This window comes from Arsenicicoccus cauae (assembly GCF_043162025.1).
Classification (GTDB): domain Bacteria; phylum Actinomycetota; class Actinomycetes; order Actinomycetales; family Dermatophilaceae; genus Arsenicicoccus; species Arsenicicoccus cauae.
Window position 1 is genome coordinate 1,683,625 of record NZ_CP171001.1, and the last position, 19,443, is coordinate 1,703,067.

15 protein-coding genes and 1 pseudogene are annotated in these 19,443 nt (G+C 72.3%); 13 read left to right on the forward strand and 3 right to left on the reverse strand.

Annotated elements, in window-relative coordinates:
• Nucleotides 1-70 precede the first annotated feature (70 nt).
• Nucleotides 71-1,690 carry a chaperonin GroEL gene (gene groL, locus ACF3NS_RS07945; protein WP_154593244.1) on the forward strand — a complete coding sequence of 540 codons (1,620 nt, stop codon included), beginning with the start codon at nt 71-73 and terminating at the stop codon, nt 1,688-1,690.
• Between the two features lie 110 nt (nt 1,691-1,800).
• Here groL and ACF3NS_RS07950 read toward each other — a convergent pair whose 3' ends face one another.
• The gene (locus ACF3NS_RS07950; protein WP_154593243.1) at nt 1,801-2,085 is read right to left on the reverse strand and encodes a WhiB family transcriptional regulator; all 285 of its coding nucleotides are present in this window, start codon (nt 2,083-2,085) and stop codon (nt 1,801-1,803) included.
• Nucleotides 2,086-2,552: 467 nt separating this feature from the next.
• Between ACF3NS_RS07950 and ACF3NS_RS07955 the strand changes: the two genes are divergently transcribed.
• The 7 genes and pseudogenes from ACF3NS_RS07955 to ACF3NS_RS07985 all read left to right on the forward strand — a co-directional run bounded on the left by ACF3NS_RS07955 (nt 2,553) and on the right by ACF3NS_RS07985 (nt 10,965).
• A complete protein-coding gene (locus ACF3NS_RS07955; protein WP_392465367.1) occupies nt 2,553-3,641 on the forward strand; it encodes a MerR family transcriptional regulator in 1,089 nt (362 codons plus the stop codon).
• Between the two features lie 212 nt (nt 3,642-3,853).
• On the forward strand, nt 3,854-4,453 hold the full coding sequence (locus tag ACF3NS_RS07960) for a response regulator transcription factor (protein ID WP_154593242.1): 600 nt from the start codon (nt 3,854-3,856) through the stop codon (nt 4,451-4,453).
• A 256-nt stretch (nt 4,454-4,709) separates the two neighbouring features.
• Nucleotides 4,710-5,204 (forward strand): annotated as a pseudogene (locus tag ACF3NS_RS07965) (sigma-70 family RNA polymerase sigma factor); the annotation flags it as partial.
• 88 nt (nt 5,205-5,292) lie between these two features.
• The gene (locus ACF3NS_RS07970; protein WP_392469142.1) at nt 5,293-6,447 is read left to right on the forward strand and encodes a hypothetical protein; all 1,155 of its coding nucleotides are present in this window, start codon (nt 5,293-5,295) and stop codon (nt 6,445-6,447) included.
• 70 nt (nt 6,448-6,517) lie between these two features.
• Nucleotides 6,518-8,038, forward strand: a complete 1,521-nt coding sequence (guaB, locus tag ACF3NS_RS07975) for an IMP dehydrogenase (protein WP_154593240.1) — start codon at nt 6,518-6,520, stop codon at nt 8,036-8,038.
• A 56-nt stretch (nt 8,039-8,094) separates the two neighbouring features.
• The gene (locus ACF3NS_RS07980) at nt 8,095-9,216 is read left to right on the forward strand and encodes a GuaB3 family IMP dehydrogenase-related protein (RefSeq protein ID WP_288799191.1); all 1,122 of its coding nucleotides are present in this window, start codon (nt 8,095-8,097) and stop codon (nt 9,214-9,216) included.
• A 459-nt stretch (nt 9,217-9,675) separates the two neighbouring features.
• The gene (locus ACF3NS_RS07985) at nt 9,676-10,965 is read left to right on the forward strand and encodes an aminotransferase class I/II-fold pyridoxal phosphate-dependent enzyme (protein WP_288799017.1); all 1,290 of its coding nucleotides are present in this window, start codon (nt 9,676-9,678) and stop codon (nt 10,963-10,965) included.
• Here the strand turns inward: ACF3NS_RS07985 and ACF3NS_RS07990 are convergent.
• The gene (locus ACF3NS_RS07990) at nt 10,907-12,388 is read right to left on the reverse strand and encodes a glycosyltransferase family 87 protein (RefSeq protein WP_392465372.1); all 1,482 of its coding nucleotides are present in this window, start codon (nt 12,386-12,388) and stop codon (nt 10,907-10,909) included. The two genes, ACF3NS_RS07985 and ACF3NS_RS07990, sit on opposite strands and share 59 nt — an antisense overlap.
• Nucleotides 12,389-12,483: 95 nt before the next feature.
• On the opposite strand from ACF3NS_RS07990, the gene ACF3NS_RS07995 reads away from it, so the two are divergent.
• From ACF3NS_RS07995 to guaA, 5 genes are all read left to right on the forward strand, one after another.
• Nucleotides 12,484-14,106, forward strand: a complete 1,623-nt coding sequence (locus ACF3NS_RS07995) for a succinic semialdehyde dehydrogenase (protein ID WP_392465374.1) — start codon at nt 12,484-12,486, stop codon at nt 14,104-14,106.
• 108 nt (nt 14,107-14,214) lie between these two features.
• On the forward strand, nt 14,215-15,471 hold the full coding sequence (locus ACF3NS_RS08000; RefSeq protein WP_288799014.1) for a YncE family protein: 1,257 nt from the start codon (nt 14,215-14,217) through the stop codon (nt 15,469-15,471).
• 47 nt (nt 15,472-15,518) lie between these two features.
• Nucleotides 15,519-16,316: an SURF1 family protein gene (locus ACF3NS_RS08005; RefSeq protein ID WP_392465375.1), complete on the forward strand. Its 798-nt coding sequence runs from the start codon at nt 15,519-15,521 to the stop codon at nt 16,314-16,316.
• Nucleotides 16,291-16,629 carry a DUF3817 domain-containing protein gene (locus ACF3NS_RS08010; protein ID WP_392465376.1) on the forward strand — a complete coding sequence of 113 codons (339 nt, stop codon included), beginning with the start codon at nt 16,291-16,293 and terminating at the stop codon, nt 16,627-16,629. Before ACF3NS_RS08005 ends, ACF3NS_RS08010 begins: the two co-directional genes overlap by 26 nt.
• A complete protein-coding gene (guaA, locus tag ACF3NS_RS08015; protein WP_392465379.1) occupies nt 16,626-18,203 on the forward strand; it encodes a glutamine-hydrolyzing GMP synthase in 1,578 nt (525 codons plus the stop codon). The genes ACF3NS_RS08010 and guaA overlap by 4 nt, the downstream gene beginning before the upstream one ends.
• A 136-nt stretch (nt 18,204-18,339) precedes the next feature.
• Here the strand turns inward: guaA and ACF3NS_RS08020 are convergent, their stop codons facing one another.
• Entirely contained in the window at nt 18,340-19,350 is a 1,011-nt protein-coding gene (locus tag ACF3NS_RS08020) for a serine hydrolase (protein ID WP_288799007.1), read from the reverse strand.
• Nucleotides 19,351-19,443: the final 93 nt, after the last annotated feature.

A 19,443-nucleotide genomic window follows, 5' to 3' on the forward strand; every position in this document is an offset into this window, starting at 1 on the left:
AGCCCCGGCCCGAGCCTTCGCGGCTGGGGGCTGGGGCTCTCGTCATACCTCTCGACTGACAAGGAAGCTCATGGCCAAGACGCTGGAGTTCAACGACGACGCGCGCAAGTCCCTGGAGCGCGGCGTGGATGCCCTCGCCAACGCGGTGAAGGTCACGCTCGGCCCCAAGGGGCGCAACGTCGTGATCGACAAGAAGTGGGGCGCCCCCACCATCACCAACGACGGGGTGACCATCGCTCGCGAGATCGAGCTGGACGACCCCTACGAGAACCTCGGCGCTCAGCTCGCCAAGGAGGTCGCCACCAAGACCAACGACATCGCCGGTGACGGCACCACCACCGCGACCGTCCTCGCCCAGGCCATGGTCAAGGAGGGCCTGCGCAACGTCGCCGCGGGGGCCGCCCCGGCCGGGGTCAAGCGCGGCATGGACAAGGCCGTCGACGCCGTGTCCGAGCGCCTGCTCGCCAACGCCCGCGAGGTCTCCGGCAAGTCCGAGATCGCCGCCGTCGCCTCCCTCTCCGCGCAGAACGACGAGGTCGGCACGCAGATCGCCGAGGCCTTCGACAAGGTCGGCAAGGACGGCGTCATCACCGTCGAGGAGTCCTCCACCGCCAGCACCGAGCTGGAGTTCACCGAGGGCATGCAGTTCGACAAGGGCTACATCTCGCCGTACTTCGTCTCCGACCCGGAGCGCATGGAGGCCGTCCTCGAGGACGCCTACGTCCTGATCAACCAGGGCAAGGTCTCGGCGATCGCCGACATCCTGCCGCTGCTCGAGAAGGTCGTGCAGGCCGGCAAGCCGCTGCTGATCATCGCCGAGGACGTCGACGGCGAGGCGCTGTCCACCCTGGTGGTCAACAAGATCCGCGGCACCTTCAACGTCGTGGCCGTCAAGGCGCCGGGCTTCGGCGACCGCCGCAAGGCCATGCTCGCCGACATCGCCATCCTCACGGGCGGCCAGGTCGTCGCGGAGGAGGTCGGCCTCAAGCTCGACCAGGTCGGCCTCGACGTCCTCGGCCAGGCCCGCCGCGTCGTGGTGTCCAAGGACGACACGACGATCATCGACGGCTCGGGCGACGCCTCGGCTGTCGACGGTCGCGTGGCCGAGATCAAGGCCGAGATCGAGCGCACCGACTCCGACTGGGACCGCGAGAAGCTCCAGGAGCGCCTCGCCAAGCTCGCCGGCGGCGTCTGCGTCATCAAGGTCGGCGCCTACACCGAGGTGGAGCTGAAGGAGAAGAAGCACCGCATCGAGGACGCGATCTCCGCGACGCGCGCCGCGATCGAGGAGGGCATCGTCGCCGGTGGCGGCTCCGCCCTGGTCCACGCGGTCCGCGCGCTCGACGACCTCCAGCTGGAGGGCGACGAGCTGACCGGCGCCAACATCGTGCGCAAGGCCGCGGCCGAGCCGCTGCGCTGGATCGCCGAGAACGCCGGGCGCGAGGGCTACGTCGCCGTGTCCAAGGTCGGCGAGCTGGAGCCCGGCAACGGTCTGGACGCCGCGACCGGGGAGTACGTCGACCTGGTCGCCGCCGGGGTGATCGACCCCGTCAAGGTCACGCGTTCCGCGCTGCGCAACGCCGCGTCCATCGCCTCGATGGTCCTGACGACCGACACCCTCGTGGTCGAGAAGCCCGAGGAGGAGCCCGCCGCTCCCGCCGGTGGCCACGGTCACGGTCACGGCCACTGAGCCGAGCAGGACGGACGCCGCGAAGGCCGCCCACCCCGAGGGGGTGGGCGGCCTTCGCGCTGTAGGTGGTGCGGGGCGGCGGGATCTCCGCCGACGAGCAGGCGCCGGGGTCAGGCGATCGCGATCGTGGTGTAGTGCGACTCGCGCTCGTCCTCGGTCATGCCACCCCACACGCCGTAGGGCTCGCGGACCCGCAGGGCGTGCTCGCGGCACTGCTCGAGGACGGGGCAGGCGACGCACACTGCCTTGGCCGCGCCGTCGCGGTTGCGCCGGGCGGGACCACGCTCGCCCTCGGGGTGGAAGAACACGTCGGGGTTCTCCCGCCGACAGGAGCCCTGCAGCTGCCAGTCCCACTGATCGGCGACGGGTCCGGGGAGTCGGCTGATCTCGGCCATGTGTGCTCCTGTGCAGGGTTGCGCCGTCGATGACCGGACTGTCACGCAGGTCACACCATGCGAGCACTTCGCACAATGATCAAACGTATGACATACTCCCGAGTAACCCGGGGTGACCCGTGAGCCCTGACCAGCGACGCCGCGTGGTGGCGGGGGCTGCTGCTGCGAAAGACCGTACCTGCGTGATTGCACCTGCGACAAGGGGCATCACGGGTAATCCGGGTCGCCTTCTCGCTCCGTGGGCGACGGTGAAGCCCGACGCAAAAGACTCGACACACGATGTGCAAACCTGGCAACTCTGTGTCAATTTCGCGCCGGTCGGGTGGACTCGGGGTGACCGGCGGGTGGACGCGGGCTGACGGGGTGACCCTGGGGATCGTTGCACCTGGTTGACAGGTCGACGGGGGTCGGCGAGCGTGACGGCGGATCGGACGGCCCCGTGGCTGCGACGAGGATGGATATTGCACATGGCTGCTAGCACCGGCGCCTCGCGGCGTCCCAGCGGGTTCGAGAGCCTGACGGTGGCCGTGGTGGCCGAGATGGTGGGAGTCGCCCCGTCCACCCTGCGCACGTGGGCGCGACGCTACGGCCTCGAGCCGTCGGGCCACCGGTCCGGTCTGCACCGCCGCTACTCCGAGACCGACGTCGCGCGGTTGCGCTTCATGAGGACCCTCACCCAGTCCGGTCTCACGTCGCGGGACGCCGCGAGACGTGCCCTGGACGCGACCACCGAGGAGCTCGCCTCCACCGCCTCGCGCGTCCACCCGCCGGAGGGGGAGCCGGCCCTCGTCCCGGGACAGGCGGAGTCGTCCGCACTGCGGGGCGGCTACCTCGGCCGGGGGGCCCAGGGCAGCGAGGTGGCGGCGCCGGTCATGACCCTCCTTGGCACGTTGGGCAACGGCGACGCGCAGGGCAGCACGGCGCTGCTGCGCCTCGCCCAGCGGGACCTCGGGGCCGCCCGCACCTGGGACGAGCGGGTGCTGCCCGCCCGCAACGCCGCGTGGATGCTGGCCCCCGCCGCCCAGGGACGCGCCGACGCGATGCTCGCGTCCGCCACCGCCGGCGCGGTCGGCGACGTCCGGCTGCGCCGCAGCCCTCGCAACCTGCGGCCGGTGCATGTGGTGTCGCTGCCCGGGTTCGACGACCCCGCCGCCCGCCTCCTGCTGCGCGCCGCCCTGGCCGAGCGCTCCATCGCGGTCAGCGACCTCCCGCCGGACGGCTCGACGGCGTCCCCGGCCTCGTCGGCGTCCTCACCCCCGTCAGCGTCCTCACCCCCGTCGGCTCAGTCGGCTCGCGCCCTGGGGGACGGTCCCCTGGGCGGTGGCGGTGGCGGTGTCGGCGGCGTCGCGGGTGCGGGGGCGGTGGAGGGGGTTCTCGTCGTCTACGTCGGGGAGGGTGCGGTCGCTGCCCAGCTCGCCGGACGACTGCGCCAGTCCGGGCGCGCGGGTGAGCAGGTCTACTGGGGGGAGGGCTGGCTGCACTGGCCGGGCCAAGAGGCCACCATGGCCGACGTCGTGCGAGCCGTGGAGAGCAGGTGCTGCGCCCCGACGGGGTGACCTTGCTGAGGGTGATGACCGGTGCGCGCACGGCCAACGGCCGGGAGCATGCGGGGGATCAGGCGCCCCGGCGGCGGACCGGGTCCGCCCGGTCTCGGTAGGGTCTGTCCTCTTGGGGAGATTGCGACGGGTTCGATGATTTCCCTGCACCTGGATGCTTTGGTGAGCCAAGATAACTCTTGGTAGTTGAATTGACCCGACCGGAGGCCCGCATGACGACCGTGATGGTGTGCGACGACGCGCCACTCACCCGCGAGGTGATGATGCGCCGCATCGGCTCGCTGCCCGGCGTGACCCGGGTCTGCGGCGCGGCCTCCGGCGAGGAGCTCCTTGCGAAGTACGCCACCGAGCAGCCTGCGCTGACGCTCACGGACCTGCGGATGCCCGGCATGGGGGGTCTGGACGCCGTCAAGCGACTGCTGGCGCTGCGCCCTAACGCCCAGATCATGATGATGACGCTGGCCGAGGACATCGACGGCGTGGCTCGCGCCCTGGCCTACGGCGCCAAGGGCTACGTCATGAAGGACTCCACGCGCGAGGAGCTGGCCGTGGCCCTGGCGCCGTTCATCGGCGAGGCGATGCCGCGCTCAGGTGGTGCCGGACGTCCCGGCGTGGCGGCGACGCTCACCGCGCGCGAGCTCGAGGTCCTGCGGGGGATGAGCCAGGGGCACAGCAATGCCGAGATCGGCGCCGAGCTGTACCTCACGGAGGACACCATCAAGACCCATGCCCGACGGCTCTTTCGCAAGCTCGACGCCTCGGACCGTGCTCACGCCGTCGCCATCGCCTATCGCACCGGGCTGATCAGCTGACCTGACGCGCTTGGTGGCTCCGGCCGGGCCGGGCGGTTACTCTGGGGGAAGGTACGCCCGCGAGGCGGCCTTCGCCGTGTCCGCGACCCGCCCGACGAGGGGTTGGTCCCTCGCTCCCGAGGAGGTGTCGATGAGCGTCCCCGACCCCCGTGACCAGCGGCGCCTACACGTCTACGCGGGGGGTCCCGCCGCCCTCGGCCGTGGCGCCGGTGCGCACGCGGCCACGCAGGAGGTAACGTCCGGGGATCCGGGGCCGATGTCACCCACGGGGCCCGCAACGCGCTCGGCCGACGTCGTGTCGGCCGCAGCGCAGGGTGAGCCCGCCGCCCTGCAGGCGCTGCTCACCGACGTCCGACGCATCGCCTTCCGCTACTGCCGCGCCCGCCTCGGGGCCCTTCCCGCCGGTGTGCAGGCAGCCGATGATGCAGCTCAGGAGGTGTGTGTCGCCGTGCTCCAGTCGTTGCCCCGCTACGAGGACCGTGGCGCCCCCTTCGAGGCCTTCGTCTACGGCATCGCCTCCAACAAGGTCGCCGACGCGATGCGGTCCAGCCTGCGCGCCCCCGAGCCGACCGACGAGCTGCCCGACGAGGTCGACCTCGACGCCGGCCCGCTCGACACGGTGCTCGTCGCTGAGCGCTCGGCCGACACCTGGGCCCTGCTCGACCGTCTGGGCGAGACCCAGCGCGAGATCCTGACGCTGCGCATCGCGGTGGGCATGTCCGCCGAGGAGGTCGCGGCCTCCCTCGACATGACTCCCGGTGCCGTGCGGGTGGCCCAGCACCGCGCCCTGACCCGGCTGCGCTCCATCATGGGCGCCCCGGCCGAGGGGGAGGATCGCGGTGACCCGACGACCGGACGGCTCGCCTCAGCCCTCCCTGCGCCTCGTCCGCGACGACGACGAGCTGGTGCAGCGGATCGCCGACCGCGACCAGCTCCCCGAGCACGACGACCCGGTGCTGGACATGCTCCAGGGCTGGGCCGCCGACATCGACGAGGACCTTCCTGCGGACCTCGTCGACGACCTGCCCCGACCTCTGCCGTCCAGGCGCACGGTCCTCGTCACCCGCGCGGGGGTCGCGGCCGGCGTGGCCGCCGTCGTCCTGTCCGGCGTGACCGTGGCCGCCGCAGCGAGCGAGGGCGGGCTGGTGGGCTTCGTCAGCAAGGTCGAGCGCGGCGTCGAGAAGGGCGTGGCCGCGCCTCGGCCGGCGGACGCCGCGGTGCTCGCAACGGCCGACGTGACCAGCCAGGGTCCGGACGGCAGGTCGGTGCGCACGGCCCTGGCCCTCGCGTCCCAGCGCCTCGGGGCAGGGGACCGAGACGGAGCCGCCGCCGTCCTGAGCCTCGTCGAGGACCAGCTCCGTCGTGACCCCTCGCTGCTCGACGACGCCGACCAGGCCCTGCTCGCCACGGTGCGCCAGGACCTCACGGCGACCGACTCCCGCGGCGACCACCTGGTGCTCGCCGACCCGCCGAGCCCCGCCTCCACCTCGGCAGCGCGTCCCGGCATCCGCTCACCGGGGCGCCCCGACGGTGCCCCCGCCGCGGCCGGGCCGGTCACGAGCCGTCCCTCCACGCGTCCGAGTACGTCGCCCACCGGCCCTGCGCCGAGCGGCACCCCCGCGACCGGCGCCCCGACGTCCCCCGCGTCCCCGACCCAGGCACCCACGTCGCCGCGGCCCACCACCCACCCGACCCAGCCGACGCCGACGCGCCCGACGTCTCCCACCACCACGCCCACCTCGCCGACGTCGCCCACCTCGATCCCGTCGACGCCGACCACGTCCCCGACTCTCACGGTCCGGCCGACCTCCACGCCCACGCCCTCGGCGACGGCCACCGGGACGGCGCGCGTCGGGTCGGTCCCGGCGACCTCCGTCCGTGCCCGCACCTCCGGCACCTCGCAGCGCCGCACGTCCGGGGAGCAGCGATCGCAGATCGCGACGCGGGAGTCCAGGACGAGCCGCGGGGGCGGCAGCGGCGGCGAGCAGCGCTGAGTCGGTGACGCACGCCCGGCCCCGGCTGACGGCATACGAGCCACCGGGTCACCGCCGATAGACTGGCGCCATGAGCCTCGAGGAAACCCGCGCCGTGCCCGACAAGTTCGCCACCCTGGGGCTCACCTATGACGACGTCCTGCTGCTGCCCGGGGAGACCGACGTCATCCCGAGCGAGGTCGACACCACGACCCGCCTGACCCGTGAGCTCACCATCCGCATCCCGCTCGTGTCCGCCGCGATGGACACGGTCACCGAGGCGCGCATGGCCATCGCCATGGCCCGTCAGGGCGGCCTCGGCATCCTGCACCGCAACCTGTCGATCGAGGACCAGGCCTACCAGGTCGACCTGGTCAAGCGCACCCAGACGGGGCGCATCAGCAACCCCGTGACCATCGGCCCCGACGCCACGCTGGAGGAGCTCGACCAGATCTGCGGGGAGTACCGCGTCTCCGGCCTGCCCGTCGTCGCCGAGGACCTGACCCTGCTCGGCATCTGCACCAACCGTGACCTGCGCTTCACCCCCGTCGCGGAGTGGGCCACCACGCTGGTGCGCGAGGTCATGTCGCCCATGCCGCTCATCACCGCGCCGGTCGACATCTCGCGCGAGGACGCCACGGCGCTGCTGCGCCAGCACAAGCGCGAGCGGCTCCCCCTGGTCGACGGGCAGGGCCGGCTTGCCGGTCTCATCACCGTCAAGGACTTCGTCAAGTCCGAGCAGTACCCCCTGGCCAGCAACGACGCCCACGGCCGGCTCCTGGTCGGCGCCGCCGTGGGCTACTTCGGCGAGTCCTGGCAGCGCGCGACCACCCTCATCGACGCCGGTGTCGACGTGCTCGTGGTGGACACGGCGCACGGCCACGCGCGCCTGCTCATCGACATGATCAAGCGCCTCAAGGGCGACAGCGCGACCCGGCACGTCCAGATCATCGGCGGCAACGTCGCCACCCGCGCCGGCGCCGCCGCGCTCGTCGACGCCGGCGTCGACGCGGTCAAGGTCGGTGTCGGCCCGGGATCCATCTGCACGACCCGCATCGTCGCCGGCGTGGGGGTCCCGCAGATCACCGCGGTCTACGAGGCGGCGCAGGCGGCCACGGCGGCCGGCGTCCCGGTCATCGCCGACGGCGGACTGCAGTACTCCGGCGACATCGCCAAGGCGCTCGTCGCAGGTGCCAGCTCGGTGATGGTCGGCTCGCTGCTCGCCGGCTGCGAGGAGAGCCCCGGCGAGCTGATCTTCGTCAACGGCAAGCAGTTCAAGACCTATCGCGGCATGGGCTCTCTCGGTGCGATGAGCTCGCGCACCAAGAAGTCCTACTCCAAGGACCGTTACTTCCAGGCCGACGTCACCAGCGACGACCAGCTCGTGCCGGAGGGGATCGAGGGCAAGGTCGCTTACCGCGGCACCCTGCAGGCCGTGGCCCACCAGCTCGTGGGCGGGCTCCACCAGTCGATGTTCTACGTCGGGGCGCGCACCGTGCCCGAGCTTCAGGCCAAGGGGCAGTTCGTGCGCATCACGTCCGCGGGGCTCAAGGAGAGCCACCCGCACGACGTGCAGATGATTGCCGAGGCACCCAACTACAGCGGCCGCTGACCTGCCCCTGCCCCTGCCCCGCACCACCCCTTCACCTCCACAGACAGGCACCAGACGTGACCGAGATCGAGATCGGACGTGGCAAGCGCGCCCGCCAGGCCTACACCTTCGACGACATCGCGATCGTCCCCTCCCGTCGCACCCGCGACCCCGAGGAGGTGTCGGTGTCGTGGCAGATCGACGCCTACCACTTCGACCTGCCGATCATGGCGGCGCCGATGGACTCGGTCGTCTCGCCGGCCTCGGCGATCGCCATCGGTCGCCTGGGTGGGCTCGGTGTCCTCGACCTCGAGGGCCTGTGGACGCGGTATGCCGACCCTCAACCCCTCCTCGACGAGATCGCCTCGCTCGGCGGGAGCGACGTCACGCGCCGCATGCAGGAGATCTATGCCGAGCCGATCAAGCCCGAGCTGATCACTGCGCGCCTCAAGGAGATCCGGGACGCCGGCGTCACCGTGGCCGGCGCCCTCTCGCCGCAGCGCACGCAGGAGCACTGGCGGACCGTCGTGGACGCCGGCTGCGACCTGTTCGTCATCCGCGGCACCACGGTCTCGGCCGAGCACGTGTCCGGCCGGGCCGAGCCGCTCAACCTCAAGCGCTTCATCTACGAGCTGGACGTGCCGGTCATCGTCGGCGGTGCCGCGACCTACACGGCGGCCCTGCACCTCATGCGCACCGGCGCGGCCGGGGTCCTCGTGGGCTTCGGCGGGGGAGCGGCCAGCACCACCCGGCAGACCCTTGGCATCCACGCCCCGATGGCCACCGCGGTGGCGGACGTGGCGGCGGCCCGGCGCGACTACCTCGACGAGTCGGGCGGTCGCTATGTCCACGTCATCGCCGACGGCTCGGTGGGCCGGGCTGGCGACATCGTCAAGGCCGTCGCGTGCGGCGCCGACGCGGTGATGATCGGTGCGGCGTTGGCGCGCGCGACCGACGCCCCCGGCCAGGGCTACCACTGGGGGTCGGAGGCGCGCCACGAGGAGCTGCCGCGCGGCGCTCGCGTGCACGTCCGCGGCGCGGCGCCGCTGAAGGAGCTGCTCTTCGGCCCCGCGCACACGGCCGACGGCACGACCAACATGATCGGTGCGCTGCGTCGCGCCATGGCCACGACGGGCTACAGCGACCTGAAGGAGTTCCAGCGGGTGGAGGTCGTGGTCAACCCGTACACGGCTCAGTGACGACGGGCGCAGCGGAGGTTGCGCCCGACGGAGGAGGGTGCGGCCGTAGCGGAGTCCGAGGAGCTGAGCCAGTAGGTATTCAGTGACGAAGGGCGCAGCGGAGGTTGCGCCCGACGGAGGAGGGTGCGGCCGTAGCGGAGTCCGAGGAGCTGAGCCAGTAGGTATTCAGTGACGAAGGGCGCAGCGGAGGTTGCGCCTAGGGGACGCTGTGGCGGACATGGGTGCGCTTGGAGCGCAGAAGTGTCACGTCTCGGCTGCCTGAATGTGCACTTTGTGCGTTGCGACCGCAGAAATGTCGCACCCGGGCCGCGTCCACGTGCACAACCTGCGCTCGGAGCGCAGAAATGTCACACGCAACCGCCCGCGCGGGGGGCGGCTGGGGCGTGAACGGGGCGCGCGGCATACGGCCCAGGTCGGTAGGGTCGGGGGCGTCGACCACCTCGAGCACCGGAGGACACTGTGAACCACCCGACCGTCGACCCGCAGCTGCTCCGAGAGGCGCGCGACCGCGCCCGCCGGGAGCACGAGGAGGCCAAGGCCTCGGGGCTCAAGCTCGACATCACGCGCGGCAAGCCCTGCTCCGCGCAGCTCGACCTCAGCGAGCGGATGCTGACCGTCCTGGCCGAGGGGGAGCACACGACGCAGGCCGAGGGTGACCTGCGCAACTACGGCGCGACGCAGGGGCTCACCGAGCTGCGCGAGATCTTTGCCCCGCTGCTCGACGTCCGCCCGGACCAGCTGGTGGTGCGGGACAACTCGTCGCTGTCGCTGATGCACCAGTGTGTGTCGGCGTCGTTCTTCCACGCGCCGCCCGGGGCGCCGGAGGGCACGGGCTGGGCGGGGCAGACGGTGCGGTTCCTGGCGCCGGTGCCGGGCTACGACCGGCACTTCACCGTGTGCTCGGAGCTGGGGGTCGAGCTGGTGACCGTCCCGATGACCCCCGACGGCCCCGACATGGACCTCGTCGAGGAGCTCGTCGCCAAGGACGCCACCCTCAAGGGCATGTGGTGCGTCCCCAAGTACTCCAACCCGACGGGCGTGACCTACTCCAGCGAGACCGTGCGGCGCCTCGCGGCGATGCAGACCGCGGCGCCGGACTTCCGCGTCTACTGGGACAACGCCTACGCCATCCACCACCTGCGCAGCAGCGAGGCGCAGCTGGACCCGATCCTCGAGGCGTGCGAGGCGGCGGGCAACCCCGACCGCGCGTTCGTCTTCGGCTCGACGTCCAAGGTGACCTTCGCCGGCGGTGGCGTGTCGTTCTTCGCCTCGTCCCCGGCCAACGTCGCGTGGTTCCTCGCGCGTGACGGCTTCCGCTCGATCGGGCCGGACAAGCTCAACCAGCTGCGCCACCTGCGGTTCTTCGAGAGCACCGAGGGCGTCAAGGCGCACATGCACAAGCACCGCGAGATCCTCGAGCCCAAGTTCGACGCCGTGCTGCGTCACCTCGAGAAGGACCTCGCCGAGCTGGGGATCGCCGAGTGGACCGACCCGGACGGCGGCTACTTCATCAGCCTCGACGTCGTGCCCGGCACGGCGGGAAGGGTCGTGGAGCTCGCCAAGGAGGCCGGGGTGGCGTTGACGCCCGCCGGCGCGACCTACCCGGGCGGCGTGGACCCGGACGACCGCAACATCCGCATCGCCCCGACCATGCCGTCGACCGATGACCTGGACACGGCGCTGCGGGTGCTCACGTCGTGCGTGGTGCTGGCCGCGGCGGAGTCGCTGCTGGCGGACGACGACGCCTGACCCGGCGCACCGTGACGAGATAGATCACGAGCAGCGCCGCGGCATACGCGACGGGGGTCGCGGGGTACGCCCCGTGGCCCCCGTACGCGCAGCAGCCCGCCACGGCGAGCGCGAGCCACTCCGGCCGCCCGACCATGACGGCCAGCGCCACGAGCGGCAGGGAGTACCACGCGAGCACGGGCGTGGTCGTGAGCAGCAGCGCGCCGTAGAGGTAGAGCGCGGGCAGCGCGGGTTCGTCCTCGCGGCCGCGGCGCCCGAGGACGGCCCAGGCCGCGACGCCGAGGCAGACCACGACCGCGACGACGTTGGCGACCGGCAGCGGCAGCACGAGGGTGAGCAGCGACGCGCGGTTCTCCCCGCCCTCCTCGGCGAGGTAGCCGTCGAGCGACCCCTTGATCGCGGGGCCGACCGCGAGGTAGTGCGGCAGATAGACCAGCACCACCAGACCGATGGCGGTCAGGCCCACCACGAGAGAGCGTCGTATGCCGCCCCAGACGCCGGCCGGGGACCCGTCCCCCCGGGTGAACCGCCACGGCGTGAACGCCGGCAGCACCACGAACGGCGTGAGCTTGACCGCCGCCGCGAGGCCGACGAGCCCCCCGACCACCAGCGCTGCCCGTCGGTGCACGGCGGCCATGACGGCGAGGACGATCAGCAGGGCGACGAGCACGTCCACGTGGCCGCCGTTGCCGGCCTCCAGCACGACGGTCGGCGACCAGGCCCAGACGAGCGCCTGGAAGGGGTCCCGGCCACGGGAGCGCAGGTAGCGCGCGACCAGCACCGACGTCGCCACGGCGAGCAGGGCCCCGCTCACCTGGAAGCCCTTGGACCCCCACGACCACGGCGTCACTGCCGACACCGCCGCGTAGTAGGCCTCGGCGACGGGCGGGTAGGGCGTGAGGAAGCGCGGGCGGCTGATGGGGGAGCGTGCGTCGTTGCGGGCGTACTCGAGCACCCCCTCGCGGTCCGCAGGCAGGGGCTCGGTGGTGATGCCGGAGGCCTCGTCGGGCCGCAGGCCCGGGAACAGGATCGGGTCGCGCAGGTGGGCGAGCCGGTCGTCGAACGGCACGTAGCGGTAGGGGTCGACGCCGTCCAGCTGCACCCGGCCGTCCCACACGTAACGGTTGAGGTCGGTCGAGCTGGCCGGGGGGAAGAACAGGCCGGGGAGCTGGACGACGAGCGCCAGGGCGGCGACGGCGAGCAGGGGCCGGCGCGCAGCGGGCGTGTCATCCGCGGGGCCGGCGTCGTCCGCGGGACCCGGGCGGCCGACGTGGAAGAACCAGCGCGCCACGAGCCCGAAGGCGATCCACGCGGACAGGGACACGAGCAGGTAGAGCCAGCGTCGCGAGTCGGTGTTGCCCACCGACAGGACGCCGAGGTAGGTCACCGTCAGGATCGCGGTGGCCCGCGCAGCTCGTCTCACGGCCCCAGCCTGCCAAACCCGGGCCGTCAACCAGGTGAGTGACGTGCGCGACAGCGGCCCGGGGGCCTGTCATGACTGCGTAGTACGGTCAGCGCATGAGCCTGTCGACGCCCGCGAAGCCCTCCTCCCTCCGCGCCGCCACCGGCAACCCCGTCGTGGGTGGGGCGCCCCGGCATACGGTCGACCAGGCGTGGATCGACCAGGTCAGCCGGGGGGTGGTCAGCGACGGGACCGTCCCCGCGGTCGAGCTGACGACGCCGCTGACGGGGGAGGTGCTGGGCACGGTGGCCCAGTCCTCGCGGGCCGACGTCGAGGCGGCGGTCCGTGCCGGTCGTATGGCGCAGGTGCGCTGGGCGCGGACCCGTCTGGGGGACCGGTCCCGCATCCTGCTGCGCTTCCACGACCTGGTCCTGGAGCACCAGTCCGAGCTGCTCGACCTCGTCCAGCTGGAGTCGGGCAAGACGCGTTTCCACGCCTTCGAGGAGGTCGCCGACACGGCCATCGTGAGCCGTCACTACGCGCGCCGCCTGCCCGGCTACCTCGCGGGCACGTCGGCGCAGGGCGGGCTGCCCTTGCTGACCACCGCTCGGGCCGCGCGCCGCCCCAAGGGCGTGGTGGGGGTCGTCGCGCCGTGGAACTACCCGCTGTCGATGTCGATCACGGACGCCATCCCCGCGCTGCTGGCCGGCAACGCGGTCGTGCTGCGCCCGGACAACCGGTCGGCCCTCAGCTGCCTGCGCGCCGTGCAGCTGCTGGAGGAGGCCGGCCTGCCCGACGGGGTCCTGCTGGTAGTGCTCGGCGACGGCCCGAGCGCCGGGCAGGCGGTCGTGGAGCTGACCGACTACGTGTGCTTCACGGGGTCGACTGCGACGGGACGCACGGTCGCCGCGACCTGCGCCGAGCGGCTGGTCGGCTGCTCGCTGGAGCTGGGTGGCAAGAATCCCCTCTACGTGGCCGCGGACGCCGACCTGGACCGGGCGGCCCGTGGCGCCGTCACCGCGTCCTTCGGCAGCGCCGGTCAGCTGTGCATCTCGGCGGAGCGGATCATCTGCCACGAGGCGATCGCCGACGACTTCGTCCGTCGACTCGTCGCGCTGGTGCGCCAGATGAGGCTCTCGGTCGACCTCGCCTACGGCGCCGACATGGGCTCGCTCGCCGGGCCGCAGCAGCTGGCCACCGTGACGGAGCACGTCGAGGACGCCCGCGCCAAGGGTGCGACGATCCTGACCGGCGGACGCACCCGCCCCGACATCGGGCCCTATGTCTACGAGCCCACGGTGCTGACGGACGTGACCGAGGACATGCTCTGCGCCCGCGGCGAGACCTTCGGGCCCGTCGTCAGCGTCTACCGCGCCCGTGACGACCGCGCCGCGATCTCCATGTGCAACGACACGGACTACGGGCTCAACGCGTCGGTGTGGACCCGTGACGTGCGACGCGGCAAGGAGCTGGCGCGCCGCATCGACGCGGGCACGGTCGGGGTCAACGACGGCTACGCCGCGGCGTGGACCGCCGTCGGTGCGCCCATGGGCGGGATGAAGCAGTCGGGTCTGGGCCGCCGCCACGGCGCGGAGGGGATCCGCAAGTACACCGAGGAGCAGAACGTCGCCGTGCAGCGGCTCGTCCCCGTGCAGGGCCCGGCCGGCGTCGACCAGGCGCTGTGGACGACCATGCTGACGAGCGGCCTGCGGTCCCTGCGCCTCACCGGCTGGCGCTGATGCCCGCGGGGTTTCTGCGCGGGACCGCGGGCTGGTCCGGCTAGGTTGAGCCGGACAGGGGACACGCCCGACCTGGGACAGTCCCGACCTGGTGCTGGAGGACGCCCCGTGAAGCTCGTCGTGCGTCGCGACCCCGTCTACGTGCGCCGTCGGCGCATCGTGGGCGTGACTGCGCTGGTGCTCCTGCTGCTGCTCGTGCTCGGCGGCGTCCGCGCCTGCCGGGCCCTCGTCGGTGGTGGGGGCGACGACCCCGCGACCGCCGCGCTGGCCGCGCAGCGCGCTGCCTATGACGTGTCGGGGACGCAGCTGGTCAGGCGGCAGACGATCACGGGCAACATCAACCCCAAGTCGGTGGCCGCGTCCCCGAGCGGCGTCGTGATCGCGCAGAACATGATGTACCGCCACACGCTCACGGCATACGGCGCCGACGGCCAGCTCAGGGCGACCGTCCCCGACGCGGTGGACCTCGGACAGTTCGGCGTCGCGGGCGCCAAGGGCGCCGTCAAGGGCGCGCCCGTCGAGGCGGCCTGGACCAGCGACGGCGCCAAGGCCTACGTGTCCAACTACTCGATGTACGGCCCGGGGTTCACCAAGAACGGCTTCGACGACTGCACCGCGACCTCGGGCGTGGACCGGTCCTATGTCTATCGCCTCGACGCGGCCTCCCTCAAGGTCGACCAGGTCATCCAGGTCGGCGCGGTCCCCAAGGTCGTCGCGCTGAGCCCCGACCAGCGGACCCTGCTCGCCACCAACTGGTGCTCGGGCACCTTGTCGATCGTCGACGTGGCGCAGGCCAAGGAGGTCGCCACCGTCAAGATCGGCGCCCACCCGCGCGGCATCGCGATCAGCCCCGACAGCACGACCGCCTACGTCGCCGAGATGGGCGGGGAGACCGTCTACCGCGTGGACCTGGCCTCGCGGACCGCCACGCCTCTGGTCAAGCCCGGCAAGGGACCGCGGGCGCTGGTCGTGTCGGCCGACGGCAAGCACCTCTACGTCACCAACAACGACGCCAACACCCTCGTGCGCGTCGACGTCGCCGCCGGCAAGGTCGACAGGTCCGTCTCCCTCGCGAGCCAGCCGCGGTCGATGGCGATGAGCCGCGACGGACGAGCGCTGTATGTCGTGAGCTACGGGGCCGCCGCCATGACCAAGGTCCGGGCCGGCGACCTCACCGTCCAGCAGGTCGTGGCCACCGATCCCAGCCCCATCGGCGTGACCTACGAGCCGACGCGCAATGCCGTGTGGGTGTCCTGCTACAGCGGGTCGATCCTGGTCCTCGACGAGGCCAAGGGCGGCACGCCCGCCCCGTCGCCCAAGGGCGGGCAGCCGACGGCGACGCCCTCCGGGCCCGCCCACGACTGAGGACCCTCGTGCACGGGGCGCCCAGCCGGGTCGCCTAGGGTAGGACGGTGATCCGCACCGCGCTCAAGCCCCGCTGGCTGGGGCTGCTCGCTCTCGTGGTGCTCGTCGTCCTCGCGTTCACCCGCCTCGGGCTGTGGCAGCTCGACGTCTCCAAGGACCAGGGAGCCAAGAAGGCCCTGGCCGAGGCCCAGGCCCAGCCCGCCGCCCCGCTGCACGAGATCGTCCGGCCGCACGCGGCGTTCGAGGGCGTCATGTCCAACCGCCGCGTCGAGGTGACGGGCGCCTACGACCCGTCCGGCCAGTTCCTCGTGCCGCAGCGACTGCTCGGGGGGCGCACCGGCTACTGGGTCGTGACGCCGCTCGACGAGCAGGGGACGCGGGCGCGTGTGGCCGTCGTGCGGGGCTTCGTGACCAGCCCGGCGGCGGCCCCGGCCGCGCCCCGCTCGACGGTGACGGTGACCGGGACGCTGGCGCCGGGCGAGTCGCCTTCCGACGCGGCCGTGCCCGCCGGCCAGCTCGGCTCCATCGACCTCGCGGTGCTGGTCAACCGGTGGCCGCAGGACCTCTACAACGCCTTCGTCCTGGCCGGGTCCGAACGCCCGGACCTCGCCGCAGGCACCGCCCTCGAGCGCATCCCCCCGCCCCAGCCGGAGTCCCAGCTCAACGTGCGCAACGTCGCCTACGCGCTGCAGTGGTGGGTCTTCGCGGCGTTCGCGGTCTACCTCTGGTGGCGGATGGTGCGTGAGGACCACCAGTCCGGCATACGACCTGATCCCACCGACGACAACGACGACCCAGCCCCCGAGGAGAGACCGACCGATGACCACCCGGCCCCAGCCCTATGACAACCCGGAGACCGTCCGCAAGGCGCTCACGCCCTTCAAGGTCATGGCCTTCGTCGTCGGCGTCGGGCTGCTGCTGCTCGTGCTCGAGATGATCCTCAAGTACGGCTTCGAGAACGATGTGCTCGACTGGTGGGCCATGCCGCACGGCTTCCTCTACATGATCTACATCGCGTGCACGGCCAACCTCGGGTTCGCCGCCCGTTGGCCGCTCGGCAAGATGGTCGGCGTCATGCTCGCCGGCGTGGTGCCCCTCCTGTCCTTCTGGGTCGAGCGCAAGGTGGCCCACGAGGTCGACGGTAGGCTGGCCGCGTGAGTGAGTCCCTCCAGGCCAAGCCGGTTCTCGTCGTCGACTTCGGCGCGCAGTACGCCCAGCTCATCGCCCGTCGGGTGCGTGAGGCCGATGCCTACTCCGAGGTCGTGCCGCACACCTGGTCCACCGAGCAGATGCTCGCCAAGGAGCCCTCGGCGATCATCCTGTCCGGTGGGCCCTCGAGCGTGTATGCCGACGGCGCCCCCCGCCTCGACCCGGCGCTGCTCGAGGCGGGGATCCCCGTGTTCGGGATGTGCTACGGCTTCCAGGCGATGGTGCAGGCGCTCGGCGGGACCGTGGCCCACACCGGCCTCGGCGAGTACGGCGCCACGCAGGCACAGGTGAGCGACACCACCTCGACGTTGTTCAACGGTCAGCCGGCCGACCAGTCGGTGTGGATGAGCCACGGCGACTCGGTGACCGAGGCCCCCGACGGCATGCGGGTGACGGCGGCGACGTCGGGCGCCCCCGTGGCGGCGTTCGAGGACGACGAGCGGCGGCTCTACGGCGTGCAGTGGCACCCGGAGGTGCTGCACTCGACCTTCGGTCAACGCGTGCTGGAGAACTTCCTGGTCAGGGGGGCCGGCATCGACACCGACTGGACCCCGGACAACGTGGCGGACGAGCTCGTCGCCGCGGTGCGCGAGCAGGTCGGCGAGGATCGCGTGCTCTGCGCCCTGTCGGGCGGGGTCGACTCGGCGGTCGCCGCGGCGATCGTGCAGAAGGCCGTCGGCGACCAGCTCACCTGCGTGCACGTCGACCACGGCCTGCTGCGCGAGGGCGAGCGGGAGCAGGTGGAGCGGGAGTTCGTCGAGGCGACCGGGGTGGACCTGATCGTCTACGACGCACGGGAGCAGTTCCTGACCGCGCTGGCGGGCGTCACCGACCCCGAGACCAAGCGCAAGATCATCGGTCGCGAGTTCATCCGGGCGTTCGAGCAGGCGGCGCGTGACGTGGTCGAGGACCGCGGCGACGAGGAGCACCCCGTCAAGTGGCTGGTGCAGGGCACTCTCTATCCCGACGTCGTCGAGTCCGGCGGCGGCGAGGGCGCGGCCAACATCAAGTCCCACCACAACGTCGGCGGCCTGCCCGACGACCTGCAGTTCGCGCTCGTCGAGCCGCTGCGCACGCTGTTCAAGGACGAGGTGCGCCAGGTGGGCCTCGAGCTGGGCGTGCCCGAGGCCATCGTGTGGCGCCAGCCCTTCCCGGGGCCGGGGCTGGGCATCCGCATCATCGGAGAGGTGACGGCCGAGCGCCTGGAGATCCTGCGCCGCGCCGACGCCATCGCCCGCGAGGAGCTGTCCGAGGCCGGGCTGGACCGCGAGATCTGGCAGTGCCCCGTCGTGCTGCTCGCCGACGTGCGCTCGGTGGGTGTGCAAGGGGACGGCCGCACCTACGGCCACCCGATCGTGCTGCGACCCGTGTCCTCGGAGGACGCCATGACCGCCGACTGGTCGCGAGTGCCGTATGACGTCCTCGCCACGATCAGCAACCGCATCACCAACGAGGTGAGCGAGGTCAACCGGGTGGTGCTCGACATCACGAGCAAGCCGCCGGGCACCATCGAGTGGGAGTGACCCCGGGCGCGCACCCACCCCGGGCGTCGAGGGGCGACGAAACGGGGTTGTTCGTGCTGGTCAACCCCCCATTTGCCTCCTCGCAACGAGAGTGAGGGCGAGGTGAGGTGAGGGCGCGGGTGGGCGGCGCCCCCGGTCAGCGGTCGAGAGCGGACGCGGCCATCTCGGAGAGGTGCTCGATCGTCTCGATCCCGTGCTGCTGGGTGCTGACCTCGCAGCTGACGGCGGCCATCAGCAGCTCGTGCCCGGCCGCGGTCTGCACGCGCCCGGCCGAGGTCACGACCCAGCCGTCGGAGCGGGGGAGCCAGCCGTTCTTGAGCTGGGCCTCCTCGTGCGGGTTGGCCGCCGAGATGCCCCAGTCCTGCTCCTCCGACACGCGTCCGAGCAGGTCGAGCGCATAGTCCCGGCTGGCCTGGTTGAGCGGTCCGTCGGTGCGGACGAGGTTGCGCAGCAGGCGGACCTGGTCGGCGGCCGTGGTCGTGGTCAGGCCCCAGCGGTAGGCCGTGCCCGGCTCGGTCTCGGTCATCCCGAACCTCTTGTTGGCGGCCCGCACGCCCTCGTGCTGCCCGACGCGTCCCCACAGCGTGGTGGTGGCGTTGTTGTCGCTGTAGACGATCATCGAGGAGGTCAGTGCGCGGTCGGAGCCGCTCAGCTCCTGGCCTGCGTCCTGGCGCTGCAGCAGCAGGGTGAGCAGCACGTCGAGCTTGACCATGCTGGCCGTCTCGCACCGCTGACCCGGGTTGTGCTGCACCTGGCGGCCGTCGCTGAGGTCCACCGCGACGATGCCGACGTGGCCCTTGCGGCCCTTGAGGTAGGCACCCGCGGCCGCGTCGAAGCCCGCCTCGGTGACGCCCTCCGCCGCCGGGGTGGAGGTGGACGATGCAGCGGGGCTCGTCGTGGGTGCGGCCGCCGAGCTCGACGGTGAGGCGGCCGTCGTGGACGATGCGGCGGTGGTGGGCGACGCGCTGGTCGAGGACGGGCTACCGGCGGGCCGCTCGTCGTCGGTCGGGGCGATGACGGTGTGGGTGACGGCGGGGGCCGTGACCGTCACCGTCGAGGGGGTGGCAGCGCCGGACCCGCCGCACCCGCTCAGCCCGGCGGCGGCGAGCCCGAGGGCCAGGACGAAGGGGGGAGTTCGGTGCGGCACCCGCTCATTGTGGGTGAATCCTGAACCAGTCCCCTCATTGCGCCCGCGTGTCGTCGCCTGCGACCGGCGCCGAGACGAGTCGGGAGTGACGGC

Excerpts from the sequence above, each read along its gene's own strand:
- groL (WP_154593244.1), top strand. The coding sequence starts at position 71 with ATGGCCAAGACGCTGGAGTTCAACGACGACGCGCGCAAGTCCCTGGAG.
- ACF3NS_RS07950 (WP_154593243.1), bottom strand. The coding sequence starts at position 2,085 with ATGGCCGAGATCAGCCGACTCCCCGGACCCGTCGCCGATCAGTGGGAC.
- ACF3NS_RS07955 (WP_392465367.1), top strand. The coding sequence starts at position 2,553 with ATGGCTGCTAGCACCGGCGCCTCGCGGCGTCCCAGCGGGTTCGAGAGC.
- ACF3NS_RS07960 (WP_154593242.1), top strand. The coding sequence starts at position 3,854 with ATGACGACCGTGATGGTGTGCGACGACGCGCCACTCACCCGCGAGGTG.
- guaB (WP_154593240.1), top strand. The coding sequence starts at position 6,518 with ATGAGCCTCGAGGAAACCCGCGCCGTGCCCGACAAGTTCGCCACCCTG.
- ACF3NS_RS07995 (WP_392465374.1), top strand. The coding sequence starts at position 12,484 with ATGAGCCTGTCGACGCCCGCGAAGCCCTCCTCCCTCCGCGCCGCCACC.
- ACF3NS_RS08010 (WP_392465376.1), top strand. The coding sequence starts at position 16,291 with ATGACCACCCGGCCCCAGCCCTATGACAACCCGGAGACCGTCCGCAAG.